A 16,918-nucleotide genomic window follows, 5' to 3' on the forward strand; every position below is an offset into this window, starting at 1 on the left:
CGCATGAACGAAACAGAGATTCAAGCAGCCACATCGGCCGATGTACCGACAATCAGCACATTGGCCCATGCAATTTGGTGGCCTACTTACCGCGACTTGTTGCCTCATGGGCAGATTAGTCTGATGCTGGAATTGATGTATTCCGAATCGGCCTTATTGGATCAGCTGAAAAATGGCCAACAGTTTGTGTTTGCCGTGAGAAACGGTACCGCAGTGGGATTCGTCGGCTTTCAAGCTAAACCGGCGGAATCCATTATGCGGATCGAAAAGCTGTACGTTTTACCGGCGGAACAGGGAAAAGGAACCGGTAGGCAGCTGATTAACCATGTGGAAATGCTGGCATCAGCAGTAGGCATCCACTGCCTGGAATTAAATGTTTATCGTCATAATCCTGCAAAGACATTTTATGAACGGCAAGGTTTTAAGGTAGTATCCGAGGTGGATATCCCATACCATGGCTATACGTTGAATGATTACATCATGCAAAAGTGCCAAACAATGACATCCCTCTGATTGTCTCTCATCATGGGGCATCTCTTCAAGAAGTGCAATAGCCCATGAAAGCTGATGAACGAAAAAATTAGTACGATTTATTGCAACGCCTTAACGGTATTACAGAATTGCCAGTGTGAATTTATGATCGGCGGCGGGTATGCCGTAGTTCACTATACGGGCGTGCCACGGGCTACCAAAGATCTGGACATCTTCTGCCGGCCTCAGGAATATCCCAAAATCTTAAAATGTTTTGCCGACAATGGCTATCGCACCGAATTGACGGATTCGCGGTGGCTGGCCAAGGTATTTAAGGACGATTATTTCATCGATATCATTTTTGATACCGTCAATAACATCTGTAAAGTAGACGATACCTGGTATGAACATGCGGAAGAGGGTGAATTCCACGGCATACCCGTTAAATACATCCCCCCTGAAGAGCTGATCTGGTGTAAAATATATGTGCAGAACAGAGAGCGCTACGATGGTGCAGACGTCAACCATTTGCTGCTAAAGGCAGGTCATCGGCTGGATTGGACGCGGCTTTGGAAGCGGCTGGATACTCATTGGCATTTACTACTGGCACAGCTATTGATCTTTCAATTCGTGTATCCATCCGATTATCGCAGCATCGTGCCCGATTGGTTGTTTTACGACCTGCTTGACCGCGCCAAAGAACAGTACGAGCTGCCTCCCTCCCTTGAACGGGTGTGCCAGGGACCGCTTATTGACCAAACACAATATGAGGTGGATATCAAAGCATGGAACTATAAGGCATATACCATAAAGACAGTATAAAACGTAGTATGGAAACAGAAACGAAAAAAACAGAAACGAAAAAACGCATACGAATAGCCGCTATCGGTGATCTGCATGTGCGCGACACAGATCGGGGGAAATGGAAAGACTATTTCGCCGCAATTAACCGGGAAGCGGATATCCTAGTGATTGCGGGCGATATTACCGATACGGGGGACGAGGATGAAGCCACTCTGTTTACCGAAGAGTTGCAGGGTAACCATCTTCCCATCGTCGGCGTATTGGGCAATCACGATTATGAAAAAGGACGCCATAAAATTATCAAAGAAATTCTTTCCCAAGCCAATATGCAGGTGCTGGACGGAGAATCAACGGTGATCGAGGGGATTGGATTTGCAGGCATCAAAGGATTCGGTGGCGGGTTTGGCCCACGTATGCTCGCACGGTTCGGCGAAGACATGATGAAGTCGTTTGTGCAGGAAGCGGTTGACGAAGGGCTGAAGTTGGAACGCGCCTTGTCGCGGCTGGGACAGCATCGGGGAAAAGTAACCAAAATAGCCGTCATGCACTATGCGCCGATTCCCGAAACGGTGGAAGGCGAGCCACGAGAGATCTATCCGTTCCTCGGTTCGTCCCGGTTGCTTGAACCGCTTCAGCGCACAACGGTAGCCGCCGTATTCCATGGGCACGCCCATATGGGGCAATACGAGGGGGAAACACCCGATGGTACCAAAGTGTGGAATGTTTCATTACCGGTTCTTGCCCGCCAGGGAAAACCTCATCCATTCCACTTACTCGAAATTGAAGTCGACGAAGTGCCCGATACGTTCGAAAGATTACCCATTAAGTAATCGTGTTTTTTTATTTTTGGGCTACGGATCGTATCTTACACCTTTCTTGAAACACCTCACGAACAAAACGTATGGAAAAACGACATGTCTATAACAGCGGAATCATCGGAAATTGTGCGTATTTGGCCCACATCCAAAAAGATACGAATGTTTCTTGGTTATGTTGGCCTTCGTTTGATAGTTCGTTTGTTTTTGGAAGTCTTCTCGACTCCAAAAAGGGAGGACAGTTTTCCATCCGGCCGGTAGGTGAATTTACGACCAACCAATATTACATCGAAAACACCAATGTACTGCGCACGGAAGTCACGACGGCCGACGGCACCTATCGGATTACCGATTTTGCTCCCCGGTTCCGGCAGTACGAACGGTATTTTAAGCCTTTGATGTTGATCCGTAAGATCGAACCGCTGGACAATAACCCCCGCATCCGCGTGATTTGCGAACCTGTATCTGATTACGGCCAACAATCTTTCCAGAAATTCAGAGGGAGTAATCACGTGGAATTCAGCAACGGGATCGAGCAAATGCGGCTCACAACCAATGTCTCCATTAGCCATTTCTTTGGAGAACAATCTTTTGTGCTGAGTGAACCCAAATATTTAGTACTCACTTACGGGCAACCTCTTGAGGCGCCCCTTGAACATACCGTGGAGCATTTTCTCCGGGAAACAATCGGCTACTGGCGTACCTGGATCAAGCATGCAACCATTGCCCCGTTTTACCAAGCCTCGGTTATCCGGTCGGCTCTTGCGTTAAAAATACACCAATATGAAGATACAGGTGCTATTATTGCCGCAGGAACCACCAGCCTGCCCGAACATCCGGGCAGCGGCCGCAACTGGGATTATCGCTACTGCTGGCTGCGCGACAGCTATTACGTAATTACGGCTCTGAACCACATTGGCCAATTTGAAGAAATGGAATTGTATGCCCATTACATTACCAACATCACGCATGCCGATCGGGGAAGGTTACAACCCCTTTATGGAATAAACAGCCAGTTCGAATTAACGGAGCACATTTTGGACAACCTGGAGGGATACATGGGGAACAAGCCTGTGCGTATCGGCAACCAAGCCTACGAACACATTCAGAACGATGTATATGGACAGGCGATGATTGCATTGCTTCCCCTCTATACCGATTACCGCTTTGTATTTAAAGAACGTTCGGACACCGGCCGTTGGGTCGATTACATCCTCCAGAAAATCGAAAAAACCATTGATGAAAAAGATGCGGGCATCTGGGAGTTCCGGAATTTTGCGAACCATCACTGTTATTCCAATCTTTTCCAGTGGGCAGGCAGTTCAGCGGCTTATAAAATTGGGAAAGTCATTGACGACCCGCAATTGATGAGCCGGGCAGAAACATTGATGAAGCGTGCTGCATATCATATTGAAGCCTGCTACGATAGCAAGCGTAAGGTCTACGCCAATGCGGCCGGCAGCCCTTACCTGGATGCCAGCACCTTGCAACTGATTATGATGCACTACCTCGATCCGGCATCCGAAAAAGCCCGTGCCCACCTGGAAGCATTGGAACGTGAACTGAAAACGCCGCAGGGACTTTTCTATCGCTACCTGCATGCAGATGATTTCGGCAAACCGAAATCCACCTTTCTGATCTGTGCGTTTTGGTATGTAGAGGCATTGGCCTGTGTAGGGCGTATCGATGAAGCCGTTGAAACGTTCGAACGGTTATTGACCTACGCCAATCACCTGATGCTTTTCAGTGAAGACATCGATGAGTCTAACGGAAGTCAATGGGGTAATTTCCCGCAGGCATACAGCCATGTAGGGTTGATGAATGCTGCATACCGCATTTCAATGAAACTGGACCGCCCTATTTTTATTGGGTAGGAGCAGCCGAAATTGCTGCCAGCTTCTTGAGCAATGCCCGTACATCGGATTGCTGTTTCAGGTAAAACCTCGCTGCAGACACTTCTGTTCCCACTTTAATGGTGCATGCTTCCGGTGGTAGCACCTGAAACGTATCCTCATCCGTACGGTCATCGCCAATCGAAAGGATAAAGTCATACCGGTTTTCATGAAGGATGTCTAAGGTTGCACGGCCTTTATTTACTTCGGCGCTCCGTATTTCCACCACTTTATCGCCATCCAGAAGTTGCAATCCATAAGCTGCTGAATAATCACGCAGGCTATCGATCAGCTCATGTGCACGCAGCGGGCCCAGGTCCCGCTGTACCTTGCGGTAATGCCAGGCAAGCGAAAAACTTTTTTCTTCGACAAAAGCACCCGGCGTACGGTCAGCGAATGCTTCCATGAGTGAACCTACCTCGTCTTTCCAACTGTTGGAAAGTCCGCTTTTAAGTCTCCATTCGGTACCCGGTTCCTTGGTCCACACCCCGTGTTCGGCAATCAAACTATAGTTCCTGCCCTGAAACCATTTTTCGAGTGTACTATGCTTTCTTCCGCTGATGATCACCAAGTGATTCAGGATATCCCCTTCCAGCGTATCGAGCAGCTGATAGAGCTCCTCATCCGGCGATGCCTTATCGATATCATCCTGAAATCCGACCAATGTGCCATCGTAGTCAAGCAGCAATAGGCGGCTGCTGGCATCTTTATATTGTGTAATGATTTGTTCTTCAATGCTCGCTCCCACCAATCTCGCTTTGGTGGTTGATTGTACGTTTTTGATCTCTTGTAGTCTGCTCATAAATAAGGTTGCCCAGTGTTGCACCGTAAATTTGAATACGATGGCCTGCATGGATTTCATCCGCTTTTTCATTTCGGCCAGCGGCATATTCAGTGCGGTTAACAAGGCGTTTCGGATATCGTGGATATTATTCGGGTTTACGATGACGGCGTCAATCAGTTCTTTGGCAGCGCCTGCCATCTCACTCAAGATCAATACACCGGTTTCATCTTTTCTGCTGGCGACATACTCTTTGCTTACTAAATTCATCCCATCGCGCATGGGGGTCACCAAACATACGTCAGCGACATTGTAAACAGCGGATATTTCGGTTATGGGGTATCCGTGATAGAAATACGCCACCGGATACCAGTCATAAGCCCCATATTGTGCGTTGATGTGACCCACCAAGCGATCTATTTGATCCTTGAGCTCACGATAGTGAGGCACCGTATCACGCGAGGGCACCACAATCATATACAACGTCACCTTTTTATGGAAATTCGGATTCTCACGGAGGAACAGCTCAAATGCCTCCAACCGCTGGAGAATGCCTTTACTGTAGTCCAGACGGTCGATGGAAAGAACGATTTTCTGTCCGCTGAAATTGGATTTCAACTCGGCAACCCGATTCTTAACCGCCTCAGCCGATGATAAATCCGAAAAACGCTTGCTATCGATCCCCATGGGAAAAGGCTCAACAAAAACCGGCCGGCCATCTACTTCGAGCCGATTGGCGTTATTGTTTGTTCCGATCAGACGGGTGGCCGAACTGATAAAGTGACGGACATCGTCAAAGGTATGAAAGCCAAGCAGGTCGGCTCCCAACATGCCCTCCAATAATTCTTTCCGCCAAGGGATGAGTCGAAATAACTCCTGCGATGGAAACGGAATATGCTGGAAAAAACCGATCGACGCATCCGGCAGGGCTTTCCGCAGCATGCCCGGAAGCAACAATAGTTGATAGTCGTGAATCCAAATGGTGTCATCCGGCCCGGCCTCCCGTAAAATCAGCTCCAGAAACTTATGATTAACGCGGACGTATGTTTCCCAATTTTGTAGGCTATAATTGGCATAATTAGGGAAATAATGAAAAATGGGCCACAACACCTCGTTGGAAAACCCTTCGTAAAACCCCTTGATTTCTTCTTCATCTAAGAAAAGTGGAACCAATCGCTTCTCTTTTAAGGCTGAGGTAAAATACGCCCGTTGTTGCGGATCGCTGATTGAAATACCCGGCCAACCGATCCAGCTATTGTCTCCCTGTGCATGTATGGAAGCCAACCCGGTTGCCAGCCCCCCCTCGCTGGGTTGTAGCGCATAGCCCTGTTCATCTTCGGTAATTTTGATGGGTAAACGATTGGATACAATGATAGTCTTACTCACTTCTGCTTTTACTGTTGATATGCACGCTCCCATGCCTGCATAAATACGGATAGTTGAACCTTCCTAATATAATGATAAACAAGCAAACCTCCAAAAGTTTAGGTTTTTTTTGGCCCTTTTTTTTAATCTAAACAATCCCAATCTCTCCCTGTTATCACAGAAAACGATCATTATGGGTACAAGAGATGGCACGTTGCCCAGCCTGTGGCAACAGGGGATTGCAGTCCCTGACACATCGGTGAAAACCTCCAATGCAGCGACTGACCAGACTTGGGATGCGCTGATTGTGGGGGGCGGCATCACCGGACTGACTACGGCACTGCTGCTGCAGGAAGCCGGCTTAACTTGTGCACTCGTAGAAGCGCACACCCTAGGTTTTGGCACCACCGGAGGCACTACTGCGCATATCAACACGATGCTAGATACGCCTTATCATACCATTGAAAGCAATTTCGGCCCGTCAGGTGCAAAGATCGCGGCCCATGCGGCGCGGGCAGCACGGGACCTCATTGCTCAAAATGTTTCCAATTACGGCATTGCCTGTGACTTTGAATACAAAGACGGATTTCTATTTGCCGAAACCGAAAAGGAAGCTGCCGAACTGGAGAAAATATATGCGGCATCCCGACGTGCGGGGGTGGAAGTGGAACCTGCGACGCACATACCCGTACCCCTGGAATTCCGGAAAGCCATTACATACACCAAACAGGCACAAATACACCCGCTAAACTATGTCTATGGATTAGCAGATCGTTTCACCAGCAATGGAGGCATAATCCTGGAGCATACCCGGGTAATGGGCAGCGCGCGCAAGGGCGACGTCCATCAAATTGAGACAACCGGCCTCCCCTTCAGGAGTCGGCAGCTCGTCTATGCAACCCACATTCCACCGGGATTGAACATCCTCCACTTGAAATGTGCTCCGTATCGGAGCTATGTGTTGGCACTGCAACTCACCGATGGTAATTATCCGGATAACCCCGCTTACGACATGCAGGAACCCTACCATTATTTCCGTACACACGTGGTCAACGGCGTCCCGTACCTGATTGCCGGTGGAGCCGACCATAAAACCGGGCACGGATCACCACTCAATGCTTTCCAAACGCTTGAAGCTTATGTCCGAACGCACTTTCAGGTATCGTCGATTGATTACCGGTGGTCCGCCCAGTATTTCGAACCCACCGACGGTTTGCCTTACATCGGCAAACTTCCGGGAGCCGATGAAGAAACCTACGTAGCCACAGGATTCAGTGGCAACGGCATCTTATTTGGAAGTTTTTCCGGGTTATTATTGGCCGATCTGATTCTCGGCAGGGAAAATCCCTACAAAGGCCTTTTTTCGCCGTCGCGGATAAAGCCCGTTGCCGGTTTCACGAATTTCATACGGGAAAATGCAGACGTGGCCTATCGGTTTGTATCCGACCGGATCAACACTGAGAAGCTGGATGTGTTGGCGGAGCTGCCCCCCGGAACTGGCGCGGTAGTCAACTATGAACAGGAAAAGATCGCCCTGTACAAGTCGCCCGAGGGAAACATCCGTGCCTTAAGCCCGGTGTGTACACACGCAGGGTGCGTGGTGACATGGAATGATGCGGAAAAAAGCTGGGATTGCCCCTGTCATGGCGGACGATACGATGTTTATGGGAATGTGTTAACCGGGCCACCCCGGGAGAACCTGCGGGCCATTCCACTTATTTCTAACGGCTGATACACAGATTCAGGAAGAAAGCCGCTCAAAAGGAAAGACACCGGAAATATGCTTGTTAAAATAGCGTCCCTTTGACCGTGCCTGCCGGAGTCCTACGTATACCGCTTCGGGGACGTCAAAATACCGATAGACCGCTCCCGTTTGGAAGATGATTTTCAAGACGTGTGTTTCCGCTTTGTAATCCATGTATTTGATGACGCTGGAGGGCATTTCTTTTCGTATATAGGGAATAACGCCGGGAATCCCGTGTTTGTTTCGATGACTGAATCCGAAACAAACGCCAGGCCATGCTGTTATTCCCCATATGGACAGACTGAAAGATAAAGTAGCCCTGATTACCGGCTCAGACTCCGGAATTGGCCGGGCCATCGCGCTTGCATACGGTGCAGAAGGAGCAAAGGTTGGGGTTACCTATCGCTCCGATGAAGAAGGGGGAAAACGCACGGCTGAAGACATCCAAGCTCAGGGCTCGGAAGCCATCTGCCTGCACCTGGATGTAAGCGACGAAACCAGCGTAACGGCTGCATTTGACGAGATTATCCGACAATACGGAAAGATTGATATCCTTGTCAACAACGCCGGAGTCAACGGCAGCGACGTACCGGTCGCGGAAATGAATACCGATACATTTGACAAGTGCCTAAAAACAAATCTATATGGCCCTTTCTTTTGCTGTCGGGAGTACCTTCGCAAACGCGTACACCCTGATTCCGAGGGAAATATCATTTTCATCAGTTCGATTCATGAAGACGTGAATACCGCTGGAAATGCCGATTACAATGCCTCAAAGGCGGCAATAAAGAATTTCAGCCGCAGCCTGTCGCTGGAGTTGGCCGATAAAAACATCCGGGTCAATAATATCGCTCCCGGAATGATATTGACGGAAATGAACCAAGAAGCCATGGAAAATCAAGAGATAAGAAAGGAAAAAGAACAGCACATTCCCATGAAACGGGCGGGGACACCCGAAGATGTGGCGAATGTGGCTGTTTTCCTTGCCTCACCTGAAAGCGCTTACGTTACAGGCACTACTTATGCGGTGGATGGAGGATTAATGATCCTACTCGGACAGGGGGCATAGACGATTTCACGTTCTTTTGGTTCTTTTGGGTTTTCCCGAGTCATTCACCAAAAGGGCTTCGGCCGATCCGGGGATACCCGCCTCGTTACCCGCTTGGGTAGCTTTTGAACCCGCACCGGCATCCATACCTTTTATTGCACCCTTCATAGTGGCTATGGCCGGTTCGGATTCCGTCGTAATGCTTCCCGTATCGGGCGGGGAAAGTTGTTCCTTGTTAACCGGCTCAATACTGGCGTCGATGTTAATATCACTTTCGGCTAATTGGGTAAGTATTCCATCCGTCTTCTTCTCTTCGGCCAACGTTTGTTCCAGCAGGTCTGCAGCTTCCTGAAAACCCAGCGTTTTTGCCAGGGTGCTTAAGCTTCCGTAAGCAGCAATCTCGTAATGCTCCACTTTCTGAGCAGCCACAATCAATGCGGCATCGCGGTGGGCTGAACCCTCTTCCGTCTCATCGATCACCAGCCACCCCTCATCAAACAACCCTTGCATGCCCACGCAGAAGATGGGTTGTGCCCCCATGCCTTCGAGGTAGAATATTTTTTCCAGTCGGGCTATGTGGTCATTTGTTTCCGCTCGATGGGTACGGAAGGCCAACTTTAATTCGTCCGTACCCGCACGTTCCTCCATGTTATCCAACACGTCGCGCAGGTGCAGTTCACACCAATAGATTTCCTGCAACATGGTCCGGTAGAAGAGCTCCAAACCAGACGGCGTTTCTTTTTCCTGGGTTGTCATGTTCGTATAATTTCGTTACCTGTTTCTTTTTGCTTGCGGTGATGAGTTAACAAAAGCGCAGGTCGTCGGTTTTAAGAATTTCATGATAAAACAGAATGCCACATCGCTTGTTATCCTTGCACAAACAGGTTGAAATTTTAAATGATAACGTGATGCAACATAAAAAAGAATCCAAAGAAGCGGAAAGCAAAAAAAAGAAGGAAGAAAAGGATCGGAAATTAGATGAAGAAATCGAGCAATCATTCCCTGCGAGTGATCCCCCATCGTATTCACAACCACACAACGAGCCCGATGAGAAGGAGGAGGATGAATAAGGGCCGGTCATGAAACGAACAGGCGTCGAAAGAATCGAGCATTCGCTTGAGCTGGAAGAAAAACTGGACCAGCAATTGAAAGGTTGGATGGTTCAGAAAATAGGTCGTGTACTGATTGGGACTATCATTTTCCTGACCGCCCTCGGCCTATTTGGCAATGGATTGTTAAGCAATAAAAAAATCGAAAAAAACGGCACCTCTCTTCAATACGAAAGATTTTTACGCTATGAAAAGGAAATGGACGTCCAGTGGACGATAGCCGGTCAAGAAGAAATCCAAATCCGGATTCCCTTGCAGTATCTCGACCGTTTCAAAGTCGAAAAAGTCATTCCGGAGGGATACGAAACGGCCACTGCCAACGGATATGTCAGCTACACTTTTAAGTCAGGTAAAACAACGGAGACACCGGTCCACTTTTACCTGAATCCCCAAAAGACAGGAAACGTTACTGGCGAATGGCTGGTCAATAAACAGCGTTTTCAATTGAGACACTTTATTTACCCCTGATATGGAACTTATTCTTCGCGGCGCAGCCCTTTATCTGTTTCTTTTGCTGCTTTTCCGCGTACTCGGAAAACGTAGCCTCGCCGAAACGACAACATTTGATTTCGTCCTATTGTTGATTATTGGAGAAGCAACACAGCAGGCGTTGTTAGGCAACGATTTTTCGACCACCAACGCACTTGTATTGATCACCGTACTGATGGGTATTGACCTCGCTTTTGTAAAACTAAAGGGAAAATACAAGAAGTTGGACAGGTTATTGGAGGGAACCCCACTAATTTTAGTGGATCACGGGAAACCGTTAAAAGGAAGGATGAAAGAAGCCAAAGTCGATACCGAAGACATTCTGGAGGCAGCACGCATCAGCCACGGACTGGAGCAGATGCACCAAATAAAATATGCCGTATTGGAACGAGATGGACAAATTTCAATTATACCTTCCTAACAACGGAATTTCAAGATTTGTTTAAACCTTTCGGTCTGCCGCTTTGGCATAAGGCTTTAGCGTCTTTTTCAGTTGCTGCCGGGCCATGTGGATCCGCGTTTTTACTGTTCCGATCGGAATTTGGAATTGCTCCGCAATTTCGTGGTATTTATAACCCTCGTAGTACATCGTAAACGGATAATAATATTCTTCAGAAAGCTTCGAAAGCGCATATTCAATATCCTTCATCACAAACTTTCCTTCAGCTTGGTTGCGCAGCGAACTCATGTAAAGATCGGAAGAGGAGAGGGCCTCTGATTTGACAATGAGGGAATTGGTTTTAACCTTCCTCCGGTAATAATTGATAAACGTATTCTTGAGGATCGTGTAAAGCCACGCCTGCAAATTTGTTCCTTCTCTGAATTTGTTGTAATAAGAAAACGCTTTTAGCAGTGTGTCCTGTACCAAATCACTCGCATTTTCCGGATCCCGTGTAAAATACCGTGCGTAACTGGTTAATGCTCCTGTTTCCTGGACTACTTTGTTGCTAAATTCTATCTTATTCATAGCTTCATTTTTAATTAGAAAGTAATTCAACATTTTATCACGCTGTCTAGTATCCTTGGTTTCAATGTGCTGGCAAAAAAGCAGACAAAAAGACGCCAAAATTGTTTGAATTCTTTTAAAATTTATCGGATGCTGGACTTCATGGGATACCCCTAATTGGGCAGATCATCGGAACGCCTTTCCCATACATCAAGAAAATCATCGATTGCATCATGCTGTTCGTCAAACGAATTCAATACTCCCTCATACCAAGCCTTAGCCTGCTCAAATACTTTATTAAGGTCATCCGTCACATACCGGTGCACAATAAAAGCAAACTGCTCAATTTCACCATATTTGTTGACACGCTCCCATTCATAGCGAGGGCTAATGGTTCGAAGTATCGGATTTTGGGCTTCCAAAAGCTCAAGAATAGTGTGTGTCGGAAAATGAAAAATTATCACTCGACCCGCTAAGGAAGCTGCCTTGGGTGCCAGCTCCGTCAACAATGTGAAATCAGGAATTGTAAATCTCACAAGCTTATCCTCCTTTCGCCGCAACCTGTCTTTTTTCTAACCCTCCAGGGACAGGTTTGTTTGGCAGTATCATTTTTTTTAGTGGCTTATTTTTAATTCCGACCAACAATTTTAGGGTTAAACTGTCATCTTGGAGAACACTAACAAGGGCGATTTATATAAAGGAGAGGGCATTCCCATCTCCCAAGCCTGCCAAAAAGGCTTTTGCTATGAAGCGGACATAAGCTTAAATGAATGGATGGCGTTGAGCAGGGACTGATAGATGCCATTGGGCACCAGATTTTTTTGCATTTTGAGTAATTGACGAGTGCCAACTTCGTAAAAGCCCCGAGACAAAAATTGGTCTTCGGCGTAGCACGTGGTGGGGTGGAAGTTGCTTACTACGTAGCCCGTAGGCTACACGCCGAATTGTATCCCATTATGGCCAAGAAATTGCCGTATCCGGGAAATCCAGAATACGGGTTCGGGGCGGTAGCCGAAGACGGGACACGTTATGTAGACCCAGGCCGTGCGGAAGCACTCAGCCCAGCATCCATTGATGCCATCGTAGCCAGGCAGTTGGCTGAAATCGAAGAGCGTATCCATAAATATCGGCAGAATAAACCCTTACCACCCATGGAAGGCCGAACGGTTATCCTTGTAGACGACGGAATCGCTACCGGAGTTACACTTGTACCCCTATTGGAACTCTGTCGAAAACGCGGGGCATCCAACGTAGTTATTGCGGCTCCCGTTTCAGGAATGCACTTTGACCTTCGGCTGAAAGAAGCAGACGATATTGTGATACTGGTGCAGCCCCGTAATTTCTACGCCGTAGGCCAAGCCTACCGTCACTTTGGTGATTTCTCAGACAACGAGTTGGTGAAGTTAGTAAGCGATTCGAGACATGATGAACCACAGGACTAAACTATGTTTTCCACGCGATCCGACATTTTTGCCGAAAACCGATCCCAAAATGCTCAGCCGCTTTTAAATAACTTTCATAAACCAATCGATATAGGCATTCACCGCTTTCTGCAAGAAATCTTCGGTTTCTTCGCTTTTCAGGTTTTCCGATTCGTCAAAAAGTTCTTTTACCTGGGCTAGGTAAACTTCTGGTTGTTGCATAGTCGGCATGTTTAAGAAAACAAGGCTTTGCCTTAAGTGATGATTTGCGCCAAAAGCCGACAAATTCCCGGGAGAGTTACTAAATACGGCGGCAGGCTTTCCACTCCAAACACTGCTGCCCATGGGCCTTGATCCGATATCCAGGGCGTTTTTTAAAACACCGGGAACCGAACGGTTGTATTCCGGCGTGATAAATATGACCCCATCCACGGCCTTTACTGCATTTCTGAAAACAACATAGGATTCAGGCACCCTATTTTCGTCGTCAAAATCGGGGTTGTAAACGGGAAGATCATCCAGCGGAATGATATTGAATTCAAACCCCTTGGGAGCCATTGAAGTGATGACCCTGGCTATTTTCTTTGAAAAAGATTCCTTGCGAAGGCTCCCTGCCAGTATTCCTATGACTTTACGCATGCTTTGTATCGATTAACTAGTAACAAACTATAATTTCTCTAAGAATTCACGTACTTCATGGAGATTATCAAACGAGCGATCCACATTCAACATCTGCCGGATGGATTCATGGGATTGTACACCAAAGCAGGTTAGACCGGCGGAATTAGCCGCTTCGGTGCCCGTTAACGAATCTTCCAGTACCAAGCAGTCTTCACCTGCCAGGCCCAGTTCTTGCACGCAACGCAAGTAGGGTTCTGGATTCGGCTTGGGCCACTGTACATCCGTGCGTGTTACCAATACGGAAAAGAAATGCCTGATCCCATTTCGCTCAAGATGATAGATGGCAACTTCACGCTTACTGGAAGTAACTACGGCCATGGTGATCTCCCGTTGGTGTAAAAAATGGATCAGATCACTAGCACCGGGCATTAACGGCACAGTTTCCTCTTCGTGCTGTTGGGCGATGTGCGCACGTACCTGTTCAAAGAACTCTTCCCGGTTTGCTTCAAAACCGTGTTTACTTCGCAGAAACTCAAAAGCCTGTCCATCGGTTTTTCCAGCCAGCTCATTCAGCCACAATTCACTTCCAAGTGCGAAGCCATACGCTTTGAGAGCCGCCCTCCACGCTTTGTAATAGAACCACTCCGAATCTATAAGCGTCCCATCCATATCAAACAATACGGCCTTCCAGTTTTTTATCATATGCTTTTTAAAATACTTGGTAAAGATAGCAAATACAGGCATTCTACAGAACCCTGGATAGATTACCCGCCCGGTGACTACTGCTTATGATGCTTGCAGATCAATATAAATTTTGCTAAATTTGACGTGCCAAAAAAAGCCTTATTTTTAATTACACCTACCTCTTTAACTACACCTGAAAGCATTAGATTTCTATTAAAATTTCCAAAAATGGCATTTCATGGACATTCAATTAAACGAAAAAGCAATGATCATAACCGGCGGCCCCGGAATGGGCAAAACATCCCTTATCGAAAGGCTCGGACAAATCGGATATCCTTGTGTGCAAGAATCCGGGCGGCACATCATTCAGGCGGAACTTAAATCTGGCGGCAACAACCTCCCCTGGGCAGATCGACAGGGGTTTGCAAAGGAAATGTTCAATAGGGCCGTGGCCGATTATGGACAAGCCCTGCATAACAACACGCATACGTTCTTTGACAGAGGACTTCCTGATGTAATCGGATACCTGATGTTGTGCAACCTTCCTATCTCCGATACGCTATGGACTGCTGCAAAAACATACCGATATCATCCACGTGTATTCATTGCACCGCCATGGTCGGAAATCTATACTGTCGATAACGAACGGAAACAATCTTTCGAAGAAGCGAAAGCTACCTATGAAGCCATGGCAAATGTGTATATGCTCCTGGGCTATTCCTTGATCGAAATCCCAAAGGTTTCCCTGGAAGAAAGAGTTCAGTTTATCATCAAAAATACAACCAAAAAGTTACTTTTACGTTAACGTAGAGGCAGCTGAAAGAAGTTTTTGTTGACCAAGAAGCTGTTTCCAACCGTTTATTCAAACAGCGGAAAAAGTTTATGAAATTTGTTCGTTGAAATTACAAGAAGAAGGCCATGGCTGAACACCGACAACGCAGACACCTGGATATCACCGTATACGGCAAGGTACAGGGTGTATACTTCCGGCTAACGACCAAGGCGGTCGCAGACCAACTGGGTATAAAGGGAATCGCTTTCAATAAACCCGACGGCACGGTATACATCGAGGCGGAGGGCGACGATTTTGCACTGGAGTCTTTTCTCGACTGGTGCCGTGAAGGCCCTGAACGGGCCGAAGTGGAAAAAGTAGATCAAGTGGAGGGCGAAATGAAAAACTATCGTAACTTTGAGGTCATCAGGAGATCACGGGGCTGACCCTAACGTTTGAGCATTGTCTGTACTTCGAAAATTTGCCGGGCAAACCGCCATATACGGGCTAAGCACCATCATCGCCAGGCTGATTAATTTCCTGCTTACGCCCCTCTTTGTCCGGCAGTTTCCCACAGCCGTATATGGGATTTTTACCTACTTATACGGCTGGGCAGCCATGATACAGGCCGTCCTTGCCTTCGGCATGGAGACCACCTTTTTCCGCTTTCTGCAAAAGCACGAAGATAAAGGCCGGGTATTGAGCAACAGCTTTTTTGTCGTGCTGATCATCTCCGCCCTGTTCCTGTGTGCCGTCTTTTCCAGTGCCACCGATATTGCAACGTGGTTGAACAATGGGCAGTACGACGGCGACTATGTGATGTATGTCCGTTTTTTTGCCCTTTTTTTGGTTGCCGATGCACTGGCGGTCATCCCGTTCGCCCAGCTACGTGCGGAGGGTCGGGCCATGCGGTTCGCCTGGCTCAAACTGACCAACGTGGTTACGCTCGTTGCCCTCAACCTGTTCTTCATCGTTTGCATTCCCTGGCTTTTGACCCATGTCCCACAGACCATACCGTATATTGAAGGTTGGTATCGGCCGGGCTGGCTGGGCTATGTATTTATCGCCAACCTCAGCGCCAGCCTGTTGGTGCTGTTGCTCCTTTTGCCCGAATTGATGAAAATCCGGTTGCGGCCCGACCGTGCCTTGCTTCGCGAGATGTTTGCATACAGCTTTCCCATACTCATTGCCAATATTTCCTTTATCATCAACGAGTACCTCGACAAGCTCATGATCCCGAAGCTGATTCCGGGTGAGCAGGGTATTTCCGACAATGGCATCTATGGGGCAGTGTCCAAGATTGCCGTATTTTTGAGCATTGCCATCCAGGCATTCCGGCTGGGTGCCGAGCCGTTCTTCTTCAGTTACGCAAAAAATGAGAATGCCCGACGCGTCTATGCACTCATCATGGACTATTTCATCATCGCCATGGTACTGGTGATGGTCGGTATCTCTGTCAACATCGAGTGGCTCAAATATTTCATCGAGGGTAAGGATGCCGAACAACAGGCGCTGTACTGGTCGGGTTTGCATATTGTGCCCATCCTGTTACTCAACTACGTACTGCTGGGCATTTACATGAACCTGTCGGTATGGTACAAACTGACCGACCAAACCCGGTTTGGGCTTTACATATCGGGCATCGGTGCCATCGTCACCCTGGTACTCAACGTGATCCTGATCCCCCGTTACAGTTATGTCGGAGCCGTTTGGGTGACGACGCTTGCCTATGGCATCATGGTGATGCTGTCTTACCTATGGGGGCAGCAACGATATCCCATCCCTTACCGGGTGGGCAAAAACCTCACTTACATTTTGATAGGTGCAGGAGTTTGCTGGCTGATGTTTGACGTATTTGACCGCCATGTGGTCATCGGTAACCTGCTTTTCGTGGTATTTGCGGGAATGACATTCTTTTTGGAGCGTAAGGCGTTATTCGCCCTGCTGAAAAAGTAA

The 16,918-nt window shown here is 47.7% G+C and carries 20 protein-coding genes; 13 read left to right on the forward strand and 7 right to left on the reverse strand.

Going from position 1 to position 16,918, the window contains the following annotated elements; translation table 11 throughout:
* The first annotated feature begins 3 nt into the window (after window positions 1-3).
* The 4 genes from IEX60_RS08255 to IEX60_RS08270 all read left to right on the forward strand — a co-directional run bounded on the left by IEX60_RS08255 (window position 4) and on the right by IEX60_RS08270 (window position 3,964).
* Window positions 4-513, forward strand: a complete 510-nt coding sequence (locus IEX60_RS08255) for a GNAT family N-acetyltransferase (RefSeq protein WP_188749414.1) — start codon at window positions 4-6, stop codon at window positions 511-513.
* Between the two features lie 54 nt (window positions 514-567).
* A complete protein-coding gene (locus IEX60_RS08260; protein ID WP_188749416.1) occupies window positions 568-1,293 on the forward strand; it encodes a nucleotidyltransferase in 726 nt (241 codons plus the stop codon).
* An 8-nt stretch (window positions 1,294-1,301) separates the two neighbouring features.
* Window positions 1,302-2,105, forward strand: coding sequence for a metallophosphoesterase family protein (locus IEX60_RS08265; RefSeq protein WP_188749418.1), 804 nt, complete (start codon window positions 1,302-1,304; stop codon window positions 2,103-2,105).
* A 71-nt stretch (window positions 2,106-2,176) separates the two neighbouring features.
* Window positions 2,177-3,964, forward strand: a complete 1,788-nt coding sequence (locus tag IEX60_RS08270) for a glycoside hydrolase family 15 protein (RefSeq protein WP_188749420.1) — start codon at window positions 2,177-2,179, stop codon at window positions 3,962-3,964.
* On the opposite strand, the gene IEX60_RS08275 is transcribed toward IEX60_RS08270, so the two are convergent.
* The gene (locus tag IEX60_RS08275; protein WP_188749422.1) at window positions 3,954-6,149 is read right to left on the reverse strand and encodes a bifunctional alpha,alpha-trehalose-phosphate synthase (UDP-forming)/trehalose-phosphatase; all 2,196 of its coding nucleotides are present in this window, start codon (window positions 6,147-6,149) and stop codon (window positions 3,954-3,956) included. The genes IEX60_RS08270 and IEX60_RS08275 overlap by 11 nt on opposite strands.
* A gap of 172 nt (window positions 6,150-6,321) precedes the next feature.
* On the opposite strand from IEX60_RS08275, the gene IEX60_RS08280 reads away from it, so the two are divergent.
* Window positions 6,322-7,860: an FAD-dependent oxidoreductase gene (locus tag IEX60_RS08280; protein ID WP_188749424.1), complete on the forward strand. Its 1,539-nt coding sequence runs from the start codon at window positions 6,322-6,324 to the stop codon at window positions 7,858-7,860.
* Window positions 7,861-7,869: 9 nt separating this feature from the next.
* Here the strand turns inward: IEX60_RS08280 and IEX60_RS08285 are convergent, their stop codons facing one another.
* Window positions 7,870-8,070: a KTSC domain-containing protein gene (locus IEX60_RS08285; RefSeq protein ID WP_188749426.1), complete on the reverse strand. Its 201-nt coding sequence runs from the start codon at window positions 8,068-8,070 to the stop codon at window positions 7,870-7,872.
* A gap of 94 nt (window positions 8,071-8,164) precedes the next feature.
* Between IEX60_RS08285 and IEX60_RS08290 the strand changes: the two genes are divergently transcribed.
* On the forward strand, window positions 8,165-8,941 hold the full coding sequence (locus IEX60_RS08290) for an SDR family NAD(P)-dependent oxidoreductase (protein WP_188749428.1): 777 nt from the start codon (window positions 8,165-8,167) through the stop codon (window positions 8,939-8,941).
* Between the two features lie 6 nt (window positions 8,942-8,947).
* Here the strand turns inward: IEX60_RS08290 and IEX60_RS08295 are convergent, their stop codons facing one another.
* Window positions 8,948-9,676, reverse strand: coding sequence for a YciE/YciF ferroxidase family protein (locus IEX60_RS08295; protein WP_188749430.1), 729 nt, complete (start codon window positions 9,674-9,676; stop codon window positions 8,948-8,950).
* A gap of 152 nt (window positions 9,677-9,828) precedes the next feature.
* Here IEX60_RS08295 and IEX60_RS08300 point away from each other — a divergent pair, with 152 nt between their 5' ends.
* Genes IEX60_RS08300 through IEX60_RS08310 form a run of 3 tightly spaced genes read left to right on the forward strand, consistent with a single transcriptional unit; the run spans window position 9,829 to window position 10,939 of the window.
* Window positions 9,829-9,990, forward strand: coding sequence for a hypothetical protein (locus IEX60_RS08300; protein WP_188749432.1), 162 nt, complete (start codon window positions 9,829-9,831; stop codon window positions 9,988-9,990).
* A 9-nt stretch (window positions 9,991-9,999) separates the two neighbouring features.
* Window positions 10,000-10,497 carry a hypothetical protein gene (locus IEX60_RS08305; protein ID WP_188749434.1) on the forward strand — a complete coding sequence of 166 codons (498 nt, stop codon included), beginning with the start codon at window positions 10,000-10,002 and terminating at the stop codon, window positions 10,495-10,497.
* A gap of 1 nt (window position 10,498) precedes the next feature.
* Window positions 10,499-10,939: a DUF421 domain-containing protein gene (locus tag IEX60_RS08310; RefSeq protein WP_188749436.1), complete on the forward strand. Its 441-nt coding sequence runs from the start codon at window positions 10,499-10,501 to the stop codon at window positions 10,937-10,939.
* A 21-nt stretch (window positions 10,940-10,960) separates the two neighbouring features.
* Here the strand turns inward: IEX60_RS08310 and IEX60_RS08315 are convergent, their stop codons facing one another.
* Window positions 10,961-11,485, reverse strand: coding sequence for an RNA polymerase sigma factor (locus IEX60_RS08315; protein ID WP_188749437.1), 525 nt, complete (start codon window positions 11,483-11,485; stop codon window positions 10,961-10,963).
* 152 nt (window positions 11,486-11,637) lie between these two features.
* Window positions 11,638-12,000 carry a hypothetical protein gene (locus tag IEX60_RS08320; RefSeq protein WP_188749439.1) on the reverse strand — a complete coding sequence of 121 codons (363 nt, stop codon included), beginning with the start codon at window positions 11,998-12,000 and terminating at the stop codon, window positions 11,638-11,640.
* 339 nt (window positions 12,001-12,339) lie between these two features.
* Here IEX60_RS08320 and IEX60_RS08325 point away from each other — a divergent pair, with 339 nt between their 5' ends.
* Window positions 12,340-12,906 (forward strand): phosphoribosyltransferase, encoded by a 567-nt coding sequence (locus IEX60_RS08325; RefSeq protein WP_188749441.1) that lies wholly within the window; start codon window positions 12,340-12,342, stop codon window positions 12,904-12,906.
* A gap of 63 nt (window positions 12,907-12,969) precedes the next feature.
* Here IEX60_RS08325 and IEX60_RS08330 read toward each other — a convergent pair whose 3' ends face one another.
* Together IEX60_RS08330 and IEX60_RS08335 are read right to left on the reverse strand one after the other, a co-directional pair.
* Entirely contained in the window at window positions 12,970-13,524 is a 555-nt protein-coding gene (locus tag IEX60_RS08330) for an NADPH-dependent FMN reductase (protein WP_188749443.1), read from the reverse strand.
* 27 nt (window positions 13,525-13,551) lie between these two features.
* Complete coding sequence (locus IEX60_RS08335) at window positions 13,552-14,208, reverse strand: HAD family hydrolase (RefSeq protein WP_188749445.1); 657 nt, start codon at window positions 14,206-14,208, stop codon at window positions 13,552-13,554.
* A 220-nt stretch (window positions 14,209-14,428) separates the two neighbouring features.
* On the opposite strand from IEX60_RS08335, the gene IEX60_RS08340 reads away from it, so the two are divergent.
* From IEX60_RS08340 to IEX60_RS08350, 3 genes are all read left to right on the forward strand, one after another.
* Window positions 14,429-14,995 carry an AAA family ATPase gene (locus IEX60_RS08340; RefSeq protein WP_188749447.1) on the forward strand — a complete coding sequence of 189 codons (567 nt, stop codon included), beginning with the start codon at window positions 14,429-14,431 and terminating at the stop codon, window positions 14,993-14,995.
* Between the two features lie 113 nt (window positions 14,996-15,108).
* The gene (locus IEX60_RS08345) at window positions 15,109-15,408 is read left to right on the forward strand and encodes an acylphosphatase (RefSeq protein WP_188749448.1); all 300 of its coding nucleotides are present in this window, start codon (window positions 15,109-15,111) and stop codon (window positions 15,406-15,408) included.
* Between the two features lie 16 nt (window positions 15,409-15,424).
* Window positions 15,425-16,918, forward strand: a complete 1,494-nt coding sequence (locus tag IEX60_RS08350; RefSeq protein WP_188749451.1) for a lipopolysaccharide biosynthesis protein — start codon at window positions 15,425-15,427, stop codon at window positions 16,916-16,918.

Source organism: Parapedobacter defluvii (assembly GCF_014642075.1).
GTDB lineage: Bacteria > Bacteroidota > Bacteroidia > Sphingobacteriales > Sphingobacteriaceae > Parapedobacter > Parapedobacter defluvii.